Genomic DNA, 13,773 nt, shown 5'->3' with positions numbered 1-13,773 from the left:
ATGGCTCCAGATGACAAACATGATCTCATATCAGGGACTTGTTCGCACCTTCCCTATAGCTAAAGTCAGAGAGTCACTTCCGGAGAATAAGCGGGAGGAGTTTGATAGCGCTCTGCAAGTTGTAGCATTCAGTAACATCAACATGGCTGATCTCATGCATGCCTCATCAGACAATGACAAAGAAGACCTCAGCAAAAAGATGCGCGAACCCCTGTCGGGAAAGACTGCTGAGGAAGTCATTTCTTATGCTCAGAAAGTAACAGCTGAGAGAGAGCTTAAGCAGAAAGAACAGGCAATTCAGGAAATTAAAACGCTAGAAAAGAAAAAAGCTGACTCAGATATGGCTAAAGAGGAGCTGAAGAAAATCCAGGTTTTATCAGCCAGATTTACCAGGGAGCCTGAGGCAGACGGTGAGCCACAACCCGTAATTAGACTGGTTGTAAAAAACAAGAGTGAAAACGTTATTTCCAGAGCCTACCTGCATGGAGTGATAGCAAGCAGCGGACACTCAGATCCATGGTTGGAAAGTAAGTTCTTTTACGATATTCCTGACGGGCTTAAACCGAATGAAGAAGCTACATGGGCTCTGGCTCCGCCTAAAAATTCTGAATGGGGTCAACTTTATGCCCCAAGCGACGCTGTTTTCACTGTGACAGTCATGAGAGTAGACGGTACTGATAAGCGGGCGTTGTTTGATGCAACAATGTTTACAGAGGAAGACGGTAACAAGCTTGATGAATTGAAGAAAAAATACCCGTGATTTTTAGCTAAAAAAATGACCCGCTTAGGCGGGTTTTTTTACGTCCGGAGGAAACGTGGCGACAGTTAAATTAACCTGGTGAACCCAGATACGGGCAGAAAGGGAAGTTTAGCCACACGGTTCGTTCTGCATCCTTTGGTCATGGTTATGAGCAAATCGCAGGAGATGAATTAACCCTGAGCAGCAATTCTGGCTGATGACCCTCTCAGCTAACTACACGATAACCACGTCAAACCTAATGTTTACATAAAGCTGTTTTAAAATATACAATACCCCCCTATAGTATCAGGAGGGCGTATGCCGCATTCACCCGCAGATAAAAAACGTATTCTGACGCGCGTCCGCCGCATTCGAGGGCAGGTTGATGCTCTTGAGCGTGCACTGGAATCGGGCGACCCCTGTCTGGCCATCCTGCAGCAAATTGCCGCCGTGCGCGGTGCTGCGAATGGGCTGATGGGCGAAATGGTTGAAATTCACCTCAAAGATGAGCTGGTGACCGGGGAAACAACGCCGGACCAGCGGGCCGTTCGCATGGCAGAAGTCGGCCATTTGCTGCGCTCTTATCTAAAATAAACCCACAGACCTCACAATAAGGGAAGAGACATTATGAAATCTCGCGCTGCTGTCGCATTTGGCCCCGGCCAGCCGCTCAAAATCGTTGAAATCGACGTGGCTCCGCCGAAGAAAGGCGAAGTCCTGATCAAAATTACCCATACCGGCGTGTGCCATACCGATGCGTTTACCCTTTCGGGTGACGATCCTGAAGGCGTGTTCCCGGCGGTACTCGGCCACGAAGGCGGCGGGATTGTGGTGGAAGTCGGCGAGGGTGTGACCAGCCTGAAACCGGGTGACCATGTGATCCCGCTGTACACGGCAGAATGTGGTGAGTGTAAGTTCTGTAAATCCGGCAAAACTAACCTGTGCCAGGCGGTTCGCGCTACTCAGGGTAAAGGTCTGATGCCAGACGGTACCACTCGCTTCTCCTATAACGGTGAACCGATCTATCACTACATGGGCACCAGTACCTTCAGCGAATACACCGTGTGTGCGGAAATTTCGCTGGCGAAAGTGAACCCACAGGCGCCGCTGGATAAAGTTTGCCTGCTGGGCTGCGGCGTAACCACCGGGATTGGCGCGGTGCATAACACCGCAAAAGTGAAAGAGGGCGACACCGTTGCGGTGTTCGGTCTGGGCGGTATCGGTCTGGCGGTTATCCAGGGGGCGGTGCAGGCGAAGGCGGGTCGTATTATCGCTGTCGATACTAACCCGGAGAAATTCACCCTGGCAGGCGAAATGGGTGCCACTGATTTCGTGAACCCGAAAGACTACGATAAGCCGGTTCAGGATGTGATCGTTGAGATGACCGATGGCGGCGTTGACTTCAGCTTCGAATGTATCGGTAACGTTAACGTGATGCGTTCCGCGCTTGAATGCTGCCACAAAGGCTGGGGTGAGAGCATCATCATTGGCGTTGCCGGTGCGGGCCAGGAGATCAAAACCCGTCCATTCCAGCTGGTGACCGGCCGTGTGTGGCGTGGTTCAGCGTTTGGCGGCGTGAAAGGGCGCACCCAGCTTCCGGGCATGGTGGAAGATGCAATGGTCGGGAAAATTCAGCTCGACCCGTTCATTACCCATCGCCTGCCGCTGGAGCAAATCAACGACGCGTTCGATTTGATGCACGAAGGTAAGTCCATCCGTACCGTGATTCACTTCGGCGACAAGTAACTCTTCTGCCAGCGGTTTTTTTGCCGCTGGCGTTTCCTGCATAATCTTCTCTAAAGTGTGACCTGCCTTGCGCTTTTAGCCGTAAGCTAATCTCCAGCCGTGCCGATGACTATTTTACAGGCGTGTTTTTACGCATCTTACCTACAAGAGAGTCGACGGTCATGGACAACACAACAACGATGCAGGCGCAGCGCACGCTGAGCTTTTTGCATCATATCAGGCTGGTTCCGCTGTTTTCCTCCATTCTCGGTGGCATTATTTTGCTGTTCGCCTTGAGCTCAGGTCTGGCGGGCTATTTCCTGCTGCAGGCAGACGCCGATCAGCAGGATGTCACATCAGAAATTCAGGTGCGTATGGGGCTGTCGAACAGTTCTAACCATCTTCGCACCGCGCGTATCAATATGATCCACGCTGGCGCGGCCAGCCGTATCGCCGAGATGGATGCAATGAAGCAGAACATCAGCGAGGCGGAAAAACGTATTAAGCAGTCTCAGGATGGCTTTAATGCGTACATGAACCGCCCCGTTCGTACGGCGGAGGATGAAGCGCTGGATGCCGAACTGAAAACACGCTTTGACGCCTATATCGCGGGCCTTCAGCCGATGGTTAAATTTGCCAAAAACGGCATGTTTGAAGCGATCATTAACCATGAAAACGAATCCGCGCGCCCGCTGGATGACGCCTATAACGCCGTCCTGCTGAAGGCGATTAAGATCCGTACCGACCGGGCCAATGCCCTGACGGCGCAGGCGCACAGCCGCACGCAGCTGGGCCTGATGTTTATGGTCGGGGCGTTTGCCCTGGCGCTGGTGTTGACCGCGCTGACCTTTATCGTGCTGCGCCGCACGGTCATCAATCCGCTTCAGCGTGCTGCTACGCGAATCGAGAACATTGCAAAAGGCGACCTGACGATGCCGGATGATGTCGCCGGGCGCAGCGAAATTGGCCGGCTGACGCGCGACCTGCAAACCATGCAGCACTCGCTGGAGACCACGGTTGGCACCGTACGCCAGGGGGCGGAAGAGATCTATCGTGGAACCAGTGAAATCTCGGCTGGCAACACCGATCTCTCATCCCGTACCGAACAGCAGGCGGCCGCCATTGAGCAGACTGCCGCAAGTATGGAACAGCTGACCGCGACGGTGAAACAGAATGCCGATAACGCGCACCATGCCAGCAAGCTGGCGGAAGATGCCTCCGGTAAAGCCAGTCGTGGCGGCCAGATGGTCTCCGGCGTGGTGAAAACGATGAGCAATATCTCCACCAGTTCGAAGAAGATCTCTGAGATTACTGCGGTAATTAACAGCATTGCGTTCCAGACCAATATCCTGGCGCTCAATGCGGCAGTAGAAGCAGCGCGTGCGGGTGAACAAGGACGCGGCTTTGCGGTGGTGGCGAGCGAAGTGCGTACCCTGGCGAGCCGAAGTGCAAATGCCGCGAAAGAGATTGAAAGCCTGATCAACGAGTCGGTTTCCCTGATCGATCAGGGTTCCGGTGAAGTGGTCGCCGCGGGCAACACCATGAACGACATCGTCGATGCGGTGAAACGCGTCACCGATATTATGCTGGAAATTGCCGCCGCCTCCGACGAACAGAGCCGCGGTATCGAGCAGGTCAGCCAGGCGATTTCGGAGATGGACAAAGTGACGCAGCAGAACGCCTCGCTGGTGGAGGAAGCCTCTGCGGCGGCGGCCTCTCTGGAAGAACAGGGCGCGCGTCTGACCGAGGCAGTCGGGGCATTTCGTCTGAGTGGCGCAAAGCCTGGCCGTTCAGTCTCGTCTGCGCCGGCGGTGAAAAACGCACCTTTACGTCCTGCGCCTGCGGTGTCGGGTGATAACTGGGAAACGTTCTGAGTCGTCCGGGGTAAACGGGTGAAAAAAAGGGACCGTCAGGTCCCTTTTTTATTGCGTTACTGCTTATCCGGTAGCGCGTAGGCAATCACGTAATCACCGCGATCCGGCGACTGACGGGCACCACCCGCGTTGATGATGATGTACTGTTTACCGGTTTTCGGTGAAACATAGGTCATCGGTCCGGACTGGCTACCGACCGGCAGACGGTCTTTCCAGATCTCTTTTCCGGTGGCGGTATCAAACGCGCGCAGGTAGAAATCCTGGGTGCCGGCAAAGAACAGCAGACCGGACTGGGTAGCGAGGGACGCGCCCAGGGTCGGCATACCGATTGGGATCGGCATATGCATGCGAATGCCAAGCGGGCCCGTATCTTCCACCGTACCAACCGGAACCTGCCACACCAGCTTGCCTGATTTCAGGTCAACGGCTGACATGGTGCCAAACGGTGGCTTCTGACACGGAATGCCCAACGGCGACAGGAAGCGTTCACGCATAGCCCCGAACGGTGTACCGTCCATAGGCACAATACCCATCTCGATGCCGCTGGCGTTTTTCGCCACGTTGGCACGCGGTACCATGTAGTTTGCCAGTCCCAGGCGCATATCGTTAACGAACATCAGGCTGTTGTTCGGGTCGATTGAGACGCTGCCCCAGTTCATCCCGCCAAGGGAGCCCGGGAACTGCAGGGAACGGTCGAGACCCGGTGGGGTGAAGACGCCCTGGTGACGCATCTCTTTAAACTGAATGCGGCACAGCAGCAGGTCGACTGGTGTCGCCCCCCACATATCCGATTCGGTCAGCGTCTGGTTGCCAATCATCGGCATGCCAACAGAGTACGGTTGGGTCGGGGAGTAACGTTCACCTTCAACGTTACCGGCCGGTACAGGGCGCTCTTCCACTTTCGCCACGGGCTTGCCGGTTTCGCGGTTAAGCATAAAGATCATGCCCTGCTTGCTGGTCTGCACCAGCACCGGCGTGGTGCCACCTTTACCGTCGGGTAAATCGTACAGCAGCGGCTGGGAAGGGAGATCAAAGTCCCACAGGTCGTGGTGGGTGGTCTGGAAATGCCAGCGCACCTGACCGGTGGCGGCGTCCACCGCCACGATGGAGGAGCTGTACTTGTCATCCAGCGCCGTACGCTCACCCGCCCAGAAATCTGGCGTGGCGTTGCCGGTTGGCAGATAGATCAGGTTCAGTTTTGCATCGTAAGACATGGCAGACCAGACGTTCGGCGTGCCGCGTGTATAGGTCTGTCCTTCCGGTGGAAGGCCGGTCAGTTGCGGATTACCCGGATCCCATGCCCATGCCAGCTTACCGGTATGAACGTCATACGCACGCACGACGCCCGGCGGTTCACCGGTGGAGAAGTTATCCGCGATACGACCGCCAACCACCACCACATTCCCCGCGACCAGCGGCGTGGAGGTCTGCTGATAGTAGCCCGGCTTGATTTCCCCCATCCCGATGCTCAGGTCAACGGTGCCACGATCGCCAAAGTCTTCACAGACTTTGCCGTTATCCGCATTGATGGCTATCAGTCGTGCATCGGTGGTCGGCAGGAACAGACGACGAGGGCATGCCGCAGGCTGTGCATCTGCCTGTGACGTTGTCACGCTGCTGTGATCTTCAAAATAGCCCAGACCGCGGCAACGCTGCCAGTTCGGTGCCGAGGCTTTCGCGTCGTAACGCCATTTTTCTTTACCGGAGTCGACGTCCAGCGCCAGGACTTTACTGTACGGCGTACAGACATACAGCGTGTCGCCAATTTGCAATGGGGTGTTCTGATCTTCCGCACCGGAGCCGTTGCTCTGAGGAATATCCCCCGTGTGGGCAACCCAGGCCACCTTCAGATCATTCACGTTTTGTTTGTTAATTTGATCGAGGGCGGCGAAGCGGTCACCGTGGGTGGTATTGCCCCAGTGCGCCCAGTTTTTCTGCTCCTGACCCGGAGCGACCGGTTTTACCGGTACCGGCTCATTCGCCGCCACCAGCGTTTGCGGCTTGAACATCCAGCCGAGGCTCACCAGCATCACGACCGCCAGAACGGCCGCGACGCCAAATGCCGGTGCTTTGTTCGGGGCGTTGTGGTTTGCTGCGCGCATAAACGGCCAGACGATGGCACAGAGGAAGGCCAGCACGGCAAACGTAAAGAGGCGCGAGAAGAGCGGCCAGAAATCCCATCCGGCATCGCTGACGGCCCAGAACAGCGAGGCGATAAACGCGATGCCATAGAGGACGATCCCGCTGGCGCGGTTGATGAAAATCAGGACGGCGGCAATCACCATCGCCACGCCCATGATCAGGAAGTACCCACTTCCGCCTACGGTAACAAGCTTTAAACCTAAGCCGCCAACAGCCAGACCGATGAGCGTCATCAGTCCGGCAAGGAGCCACTGCAGGATACGGGGTATCCCACGTGGCGCGCTGCCAAATGCCATTTCTGTCTCCTTTAAATCCCCCGCGTTGCGGAACGGTGCCGAATATGTACCAATTGGGTAATAATCGCGGAGGGGGATGAGGTTTTATACGGTTTATCCGCATCATGTGCGGTTGAATTCCTGTTTAACAAATAGCATGCGAACCATTTGGTGAATTCGCGGCTATGATAAAACTGTTAAATTGTTTTACGCAATTGTTAATGGATGATTTCGCATTTTTTGACCACAGAAACAAAAAACCCGTCGACAGGACGGGTTAGTGGTTGAGGTTGTAAAGGCGTCTCAGGCAGGCATGGATTTGCGGATGGCGCTGAGCAGCGTCTGCGCACCCGGGGAGAGCGGGGTATCCACGCGGGTTAATATACCGATAGGTTCGCCCGCACCTGGCGACGTTACCGGCAGTGCGGTAAGCGTGCCCTGGCGGAGATCATCTTTCACCGCGCCGGAGGGAACGAACCAGACGTAGTCATAATCCACCGTAAGCTGGCGCGAAAGCGAGGCCGACAGCGTTTCGATGCAACCTGAAGGCAGTGAGCAGCCCTGCATCTGCAGCAGTGTCTCGGCGTTCTGACGCGGAACGGTGCCTTTTGGGGATACTACCACCGGCCACTCCATCACGCGGCTTAACGTCACCGTATCCTGCAGCAGGGGGTGACCTGGACGCACGACCAGCTTCAGGGATTCCAGGAACAGCAGCTCGTAGTTAAGCCCGCCCATAAGCTCGGGGTCGGACATGCGCCCGATACCGAGATCCAGTTCGCCGGATTTTAGCCCGGCGAGCAGCATGGTGTTATTCATGGTGGCAACCTGAATAGTGGTATGCCGCTGATGTTTGTGGAACTGTCCAATGACCGGGGGCAGAATGCCGAGCGCCGCCGTTGGCAGGGCACCCACGCGCACAATCTCCGTGGCGTGCTCCTCTTTGCGGTTGAGCGACTGTCCGGCAGTATTCAGCGCATCGAGAACCTTGACGGCGTGCGTTAGGAATTGTTCACCTACGAGGGTGAGTTGTGCCCCCAGCCGACCGCGGTCGAAGAGACGGGTTCCGGTGAGTTGTTCCAGCTCGTTCAGCGTTTTGGAGAGCGCAGGCTGGCTTAGGTTGAGAGTTTCAGCCGCTCGCCCCAGCGTTCCCTGTTGAGCGACGGCCACAAATGTATGCAAATGGCGCAAGCGTATGCGCTGACTGAACAGACCATTTTTTTCCATAGGCGATGTTAAAAACAGAGCGATGCGGGTGACAAGCTAAGTTGTTTAATTTTGATAACTTGATAGCAAAATATTTTTAACATTTGATCTGTTTGAGTTACAACATGTTTTTTGGCAGGGGGGAGAGGAAGAACGTCCTTGTTCTTTTCGAGCATATTGAGAGCGTTACGTCAGTGTATAGCCGGGTTAAATCACGCCATCACCGCCGTCAGAGCACCATACCTGACCGGAGGTAAATGAACATTCATCCGAGGCCAGCGTGACATAGAGCGGTGCGATTTCAACAGGTTGACCCGGACGCCCCAGCGGGGTATCGCCACCAAACTCTTTCACTTTTTCCATCGGCTGGCCGCCACTGGATTGCAGCACCGTCCAGTAAGGACCCGGGGCAACCGCGTTGACGCGTATTCCTTTTGGACCAAGCTGTTTCGCTAAGGATTTGGTGAACACCGCCAGACAGGCTTTTGTCTGGGCATAATCCAGCAGCACAGGGCTGGGCTTAACCGCCTGGACCGAGGAGGTATTAATGATTGAGGCCGACGGTTTCAGATGGCGCAGCGCCGCTTTGGTTATCCAGAAAGGCGCATAGACATTGGTTTTGAAGGTCGCGTCAAAATCTTCCGTGGTAAGCTCTTCAAGGGATTCACGGTATTGCTGACGACCGGCGTTATTCACCAGAATGTCCAGTCCCCCCAGTTTGGCCACCGCCTCTTCTACCAGCTTCTGGCAGAACGTCTCGTCACGGATGTCACCCGGCAGCGCGACGGCAATGCGTCCTTCCGCTTTGATAAGCTCAATGACGTCAACCGCGTCTTTCTCTTCTTCAGGCAGATAGTTGATTGCGACGTCAGCCCCTTCACGGGCGTAAGCGATCGCGACTGCGCGACCAATACCGGAGTCGCCTCCGGTGATCAATGCTTTCTTGCCGGCAAGGCGGCCATGCCCTTTATAGCTCGTTTCCCCGTGGTCGGGTACGGGTTGCATTTCTGATGCCAGTCCCGGCGGCGTTTGCGGTTGCTCCGGGAAAGGGGGTTGCGGGTAAGCGTTCTGACGTTGTGTAGTATCACTCATAGCTGACTCCTTAAGCCAAGGGGTGAGATTTGATGGATAGTTGCAGCGTTAACGCTTCGCTGAATTATTTCTGCAAATGATCGACGCGCACGACAGGCGGCGATGATTTCTTATCAAGCGATCCGTTGATACTGATCATCTGATCGGGTTTTACTGTTCTGCCGTCGAATACTGCCTGGGGAATAATAACGTCTATTTTTCCGGTTTTATCCTGGAATACAAACTTATCGCCGCTGCCGTCAATAAGGTTTCCGCGTAATGAAATAGTCGCACCATCATGCATTTCTTTTGCATGATCGATGGTCATAATTCGTGCATCATCGGTTCCACGATAACCGCTATCCAGTGCGTGCGGCGGTGGCGGTGCTTCACCTTTTTGTAACCCGCCGTTATTATCTGCCCATGCGGCCGGTACCAGAAATATCAAAAAAGCGGAAATAAGCGATAATTTCATCTGATATCCTTCATTTTGTGTGTCTTGACTTATTAAGTATTGTTGCTATTCCTTTATGTGGCAAATGTGATAAGTCTTAAAAACATTCGCTTTTGAAATCAAAAATATCGGTTAATAAGCGAAACGGTGATAGCCGCCATGAAGCGTCAAAGTGATAAGCTACCTGGGATAGATGAGAATTACCGATTGCTGACGTTTGAATATGGATTTCGTCAGGTGGGTTTTATTGTCCTGCTGGCCATTATCGTTGCGGCGATAGCGGGCTTCTTTTCAAGCGGTGTGGTGAGTGATACGCAAAGAACAAACTCGGCAAAGTCGCTGACCATCAACTACGAACGCTTTGGCCGACGCCAGACGGAGTCGAAGATCCACCTTTCATTCCCGGTCAGAACAGAAGGGAAATACACCCTGAGTGTGACCAGCGAGAGCAACAATGTTTACGAGCCAGGAAGCGTTTGGCCGCAACCGGACAGCATGTTCAGTCGCGGGAATACGCTCTTTTTTGTTTATAACAACCTGAAAATGTCCGACAACTTCTCTGTCTTACTTTTCACGACCCCTGCACGCGCAGGTAAATGGGACAATGTCGTTCGCATAAACAACGAGCCGGAAATCCCTTTCTGGCAATTAATTTACCCGTAGGAGGCTGATATGGATATGGTCTTTCGTGCGCTGGCTATTTACCTGTTCCTCGTCGTGGTATTTAAAGTTGCCGGACGGCGTGCTTTGCTGCAGATGACCAGCTTTGATCTGATTCTTCTGTTAATTATCAGTGAGGCGACGCAACAGGCGCTGCTCGGGGAAGATTTTTCGGTCACCGGCGCAATGATTACCATTACCACGCTGGTGGTAGTGGATATTATCTTTGGGATAATGAAAAAATATTTCTCACCGGTAGAAAATATTCTTGATGGCACTCCGGTGATATTGGTTGAGAACGGCGTGCCGCTAGCAGATAAACTCAAAAAAGTCGACGTTTCCTGTGATGATATTCTGGTATCGGCACGCCAGAATAATGGTGTTACGCAGCTGAGTGAAATTAAATATGCCATTCTTGAGCGCAATGGTCATATTTCAATCATTCCTTTTGAGAAGTAAGAGGCCACGAAATGAGCAACCTTCACCATGATAACAATTATACCGTCGCCGAACTGACCAAAAAAGTGGCGAGCAAATTGACAGATCTAGGGCTTCGCTTAACCACGGCAGAATCCTGCACCGGCGGAAAACTCTCCGTCGCCCTTTGTGCTGAAGAGAACACGGCCGAATTTTATGATGTCGGCCTGGTCGTGTTCAGTGACGGCGCGAAAGAGCGCATTCTGGGCGTGCGTCCTGAGACCCTTGAACGGTATACGGCCGTGAGTGAACAGACGGTGACCGAAATGGCCGCCCGGATCCTGGAGATTGCCCAGGCGGATGTCAGTATTGCCATCAGCGGTTATGCCGGGCCAGAAGGGGGCGACGATGGCACGGCGGCAGGGACCGTTTGCTTCGCCTGGAACCTTCGCGGACACACGGAAACCCGTACCGTCCTGTTTTCCGGCGACTGCCAGGATGTGGTTGAGAAGGCGGTGCAGTATTCATTGTCTGAATTAGTGACCAGATTATCAGGCTGGGATAACGAGTAAATTAACGCGGAGGTTCTATGGCTGTGATTGTCATTACCGGCGGTACGGCGGGTGTGGGAAAGGCAACGGCGCTGCACTTCGCAAAGGCAGGCTACGATGTGGGGATTATTGCCCGCGATGAGACAAGCCTGCACTCGACCCAGGAGGAGTTAACGCGTTTTGGCGTCAAAGCCTGTGCGGTACAGGCGGATGTCGCCGACAGCCAGGCGGTGGTGGACGCGGCAAACGAGATTGAATATCGTCTCGGCGCGATTGATGTGTGGGTTAACAATGCGATGGGTGCGGTGCTGGCACCGTTTCGTACCCTGACGCCGGATGAATTTCGCCGCGTCACTGACGTGACCTATCTTGGCTTCGTAAACGGAACCCGCGCCGCGCTGGAATTGATGGTGCCACGCGATCGCGGCGTGATTATTCAGGTCGGGTCCGCGCTGGCCTACCGCTCGATCCCGTTGCAATCGGCCTACTGCGGCGCCAAAGCGGCGATTCGGGGATTCACCGATGCGGTGCGCACGGAACTGATGCATGAGAACAGCCGGGTGCAGCTTTCAATGGTGCAGATGCCGGGGCTGAATACACCGCAGTTTGACTGGGCAAGAAACAAATTCGCCTGGGCTATGCGGCCGGTTCCGCCGGTGTTTGAGCCTGAAGTTGCCGCGAGCGCGATTTTTAAGGTCGCGCAAAAACCGGTGCGCGAACTGTGGGTGGGCAGCAGTACCATTCAGTCGATCGTCGGACAATTCCTCTTCCCGGGTTTCCTGGACCGGCTAATGGTGAAGAAGGCCTGGGAAGGTCAGATGACTGACGATCTGAATGACCGGGATCGCCAGGATTATCTCGACCAGCCGGTCAACGACCTGCATAAAATCCATGGACGTTTTACCCCGGAAGCGAAAAACCGCGCCACGGCGATCACGTCAGGTGTGCCCGGGAAAGTCCTGTTAGGCTCCCTCGCGGTGGCGGGCGTTGTGCTGACGCGGCTGATGACCCGGCGTAAAAGGTAATCAGCGCAGCGCGCTACGGTTAGTCCAGAACCAGCGATAGCCGTAGCCGCTGAGGGTAAGCTGGACGGTTTTGCCACAGATCAGCGCGTCGTCATAGCGTTTATCCGCCAGGCAGGCGGTCCAGGTGGCGTGACGGATCCCGCGGGCGGTAAACTGGACCGGCTTGTCGCTAAAGTTAACGAAGGTCAGGATACTGCGCGCTTCGGCTTCGTAATAAATGCCCAGTACCGCGTCATCATCAATATTGATGAGACGAAACGGTGCGACAGCAATCTCCGGAAATTCAGAGCGCGTATTGGCCATGTCGATGATCCGGTGCAGCAGGGAATTGCGGTGCAGCAGGGAATCGGCCACGTTGATTTTCTGATAACGCCAGGGACCGCGATCGATGATCGGGGCGATAAACCGCTCAGGGTCCGCTGCTGAAAAGCCACCGCCCTCTGACCCCGCCCACTGCATTGGTGTACGCACGGCATAGCGCTCTTCCAGCGTCAAATCATCACCCATGCCAATCTCATCGCCGTAGCGCATGACCGGCACGCCCGGGAGTGAGAAGAGCACCGCGTGGCAGAACGCCAGCCGTTTTTGATCGCCCTTTAACATCGGTGCCAGACGGCGTCGTATCCCGCGCTGGTAGACGTTCATCTCTTCGTCAGGGGCGAAGGTGTCGACCACAATCTGTTTCTCTTTTTTACCGATCCCTTCCAGATCCAACTCATCGTGGTTGCGCAGCCAGTTGGCAAAGCAGCACGAGTCAGGCGGGACAATCATCTTCTTTATGGCATTGCGCAGCGGTCGGGCGCTTTTCCTGGCAAGGCTGACGTAGAAATACTTATTGAGCCAGAAATTCAGCACCAGATTCAGACGGTTATTTTCGCCGAAATAGTCTTTATACGCCTCCACGTCGACGTCCACCTCACCGAGCAGGATCGCTTCCGGATTACGTGCTTCAATAAGGCGGCGCATATGCTCCAGGATCCATAACCCCTTTTTCTCGTCACCGCCGCCTGCCTGCGCGGTCAGGTGCGTTGCGGCATCAAGGCGAAATCCCGACACCCCGAGCTTGAGCCAGAAGAGGATAATATTTTCGATCTCGTTGAGCAGCGCGGGGCAGGTCAGATTCAGGTCGGGCTCATGGTGATAGAACATATGTCGGTAGTATTGCCCGGCCTCGTCATCCCATGTCCAGACGCTCTCTTCCACGCCGGGAAACATCGGGGAGGTATCGTCCTCGTTATTATCCGACCAGATGTAGTAGTCACGAAAAGGTGAAGTTGGGTTGCGGCGAGCCTGCTGAAACCACGGATGGGCGTCCGAGGTGTGCTGAATCAACAGCTCAATAATGACCTGCATACCCAGCTCCCGAGCCTGTTCAATAAAGGCGATAATGTCGGCCAGCTTTCCGAAGCGAGGATCAACCTGCAGATGGTCGCTGACGTCGTAGCCTTCATCCAGAAACGGGGTGAGGTAGAAAGGGGTGATCCAGATAACCGTCGCCCCCATGCGGCGAATGTAGCGCAACTTTGCGCCAATCCCGGCGATGTCCCCGCAGCCATCGCCGTTTAAATCATAAAAGAGTGCAGTATCAATCTGATAAATAATGGCTCGGGTATGCCAGTCTGCCATAGTTCACC

Annotated in this window: 13 protein-coding genes; 8 read left to right on the top strand and 5 right to left on the bottom strand. The window is 54.7% G+C overall.

The genetic code is table 11. From position 1 onward, the window contains the following. Positions 1-55: 55 nt before the first annotated feature. The 4 genes from HV157_RS02285 to HV157_RS02270 all read left to right on the top strand — a co-directional run bounded on the left by HV157_RS02285 (position 56) and on the right by HV157_RS02270 (position 4,338). Positions 56-760, top strand: coding sequence for a DUF6694 family lipoprotein (locus HV157_RS02285; protein ID WP_346010558.1), 705 nt, complete (start codon positions 56-58; stop codon positions 758-760). 297 nt (positions 761-1,057) lie between these two features. After that, the gene (locus HV157_RS02280; RefSeq protein WP_014169989.1) at positions 1,058-1,333 is read left to right on the top strand and encodes a metal/formaldehyde-sensitive transcriptional repressor; all 276 of its coding nucleotides are present in this window, start codon (positions 1,058-1,060) and stop codon (positions 1,331-1,333) included. Between the two features lie 33 nt (positions 1,334-1,366). Next, positions 1,367-2,485, top strand: a complete 1,119-nt coding sequence (locus HV157_RS02275) for an S-(hydroxymethyl)glutathione dehydrogenase/class III alcohol dehydrogenase (protein WP_014169990.1) — start codon at positions 1,367-1,369, stop codon at positions 2,483-2,485. 161 nt (positions 2,486-2,646) lie between these two features. Continuing rightward, on the top strand, positions 2,647-4,338 hold the full coding sequence (locus tag HV157_RS02270; RefSeq protein WP_025204238.1) for a methyl-accepting chemotaxis protein: 1,692 nt from the start codon (positions 2,647-2,649) through the stop codon (positions 4,336-4,338). Between the two features lie 56 nt (positions 4,339-4,394). Here HV157_RS02270 and HV157_RS02265 read toward each other — a convergent pair whose 3' ends face one another. The 4 genes from HV157_RS02265 to HV157_RS02250 all read right to left on the bottom strand — a co-directional run bounded on the left by HV157_RS02265 (position 4,395) and on the right by HV157_RS02250 (position 9,507). After that, entirely contained in the window at positions 4,395-6,776 is a 2,382-nt protein-coding gene (locus HV157_RS02265; protein WP_047955586.1) for a glucose/quinate/shikimate family membrane-bound PQQ-dependent dehydrogenase, read from the bottom strand. 282 nt (positions 6,777-7,058) lie between these two features. Further along, positions 7,059-7,982, bottom strand: a complete 924-nt coding sequence (locus HV157_RS02260) for a LysR substrate-binding domain-containing protein (protein ID WP_014169993.1) — start codon at positions 7,980-7,982, stop codon at positions 7,059-7,061. Between the two features lie 186 nt (positions 7,983-8,168). Continuing rightward, positions 8,169-9,053, bottom strand: a complete 885-nt coding sequence (locus HV157_RS02255; protein WP_032678123.1) for an SDR family oxidoreductase — start codon at positions 9,051-9,053, stop codon at positions 8,169-8,171. A gap of 64 nt (positions 9,054-9,117) precedes the next feature. Further along, positions 9,118-9,507, bottom strand: coding sequence for a YdeI family stress tolerance OB fold protein (locus HV157_RS02250; protein WP_020884197.1), 390 nt, complete (start codon positions 9,505-9,507; stop codon positions 9,118-9,120). 138 nt (positions 9,508-9,645) lie between these two features. On the opposite strand from HV157_RS02250, the gene HV157_RS02245 reads away from it, so the two are divergent. Genes HV157_RS02245 through HV157_RS02230 form a run of 4 tightly spaced genes read left to right on the top strand, consistent with a single transcriptional unit; the run spans position 9,646 to position 12,139 of the window. Then, positions 9,646-10,149: a hypothetical protein gene (locus HV157_RS02245; protein WP_182268565.1), complete on the top strand. Its 504-nt coding sequence runs from the start codon at positions 9,646-9,648 to the stop codon at positions 10,147-10,149. A 9-nt stretch (positions 10,150-10,158) separates the two neighbouring features. Beyond that, on the top strand, positions 10,159-10,605 hold the full coding sequence (locus HV157_RS02240; RefSeq protein ID WP_020884195.1) for a YetF domain-containing protein: 447 nt from the start codon (positions 10,159-10,161) through the stop codon (positions 10,603-10,605). An 11-nt stretch (positions 10,606-10,616) separates the two neighbouring features. Then, positions 10,617-11,135 carry a 2-oxo-tetronate isomerase gene (locus HV157_RS02235; RefSeq protein ID WP_014169998.1) on the top strand — a complete coding sequence of 173 codons (519 nt, stop codon included), beginning with the start codon at positions 10,617-10,619 and terminating at the stop codon, positions 11,133-11,135. Between the two features lie 17 nt (positions 11,136-11,152). After that, the gene (locus tag HV157_RS02230) at positions 11,153-12,139 is read left to right on the top strand and encodes an SDR family oxidoreductase (protein ID WP_025204235.1); all 987 of its coding nucleotides are present in this window, start codon (positions 11,153-11,155) and stop codon (positions 12,137-12,139) included. Here the strand turns inward: HV157_RS02230 and HV157_RS02225 are convergent, their stop codons facing one another. Continuing rightward, a complete protein-coding gene (locus HV157_RS02225; protein ID WP_020884193.1) occupies positions 12,140-13,765 on the bottom strand; it encodes an alpha-amylase family protein in 1,626 nt (541 codons plus the stop codon). Positions 13,766-13,773 lie beyond the last annotated feature (8 nt).

Source organism: Enterobacter sp. RHBSTW-00318 (assembly GCF_014101375.1).
Classification (GTDB): Bacteria; Pseudomonadota; Gammaproteobacteria; order Enterobacterales; family Enterobacteriaceae; genus Enterobacter; species Enterobacter ludwigii.
This window is presented reverse-complemented; position numbering and strand designations above follow the sequence as displayed.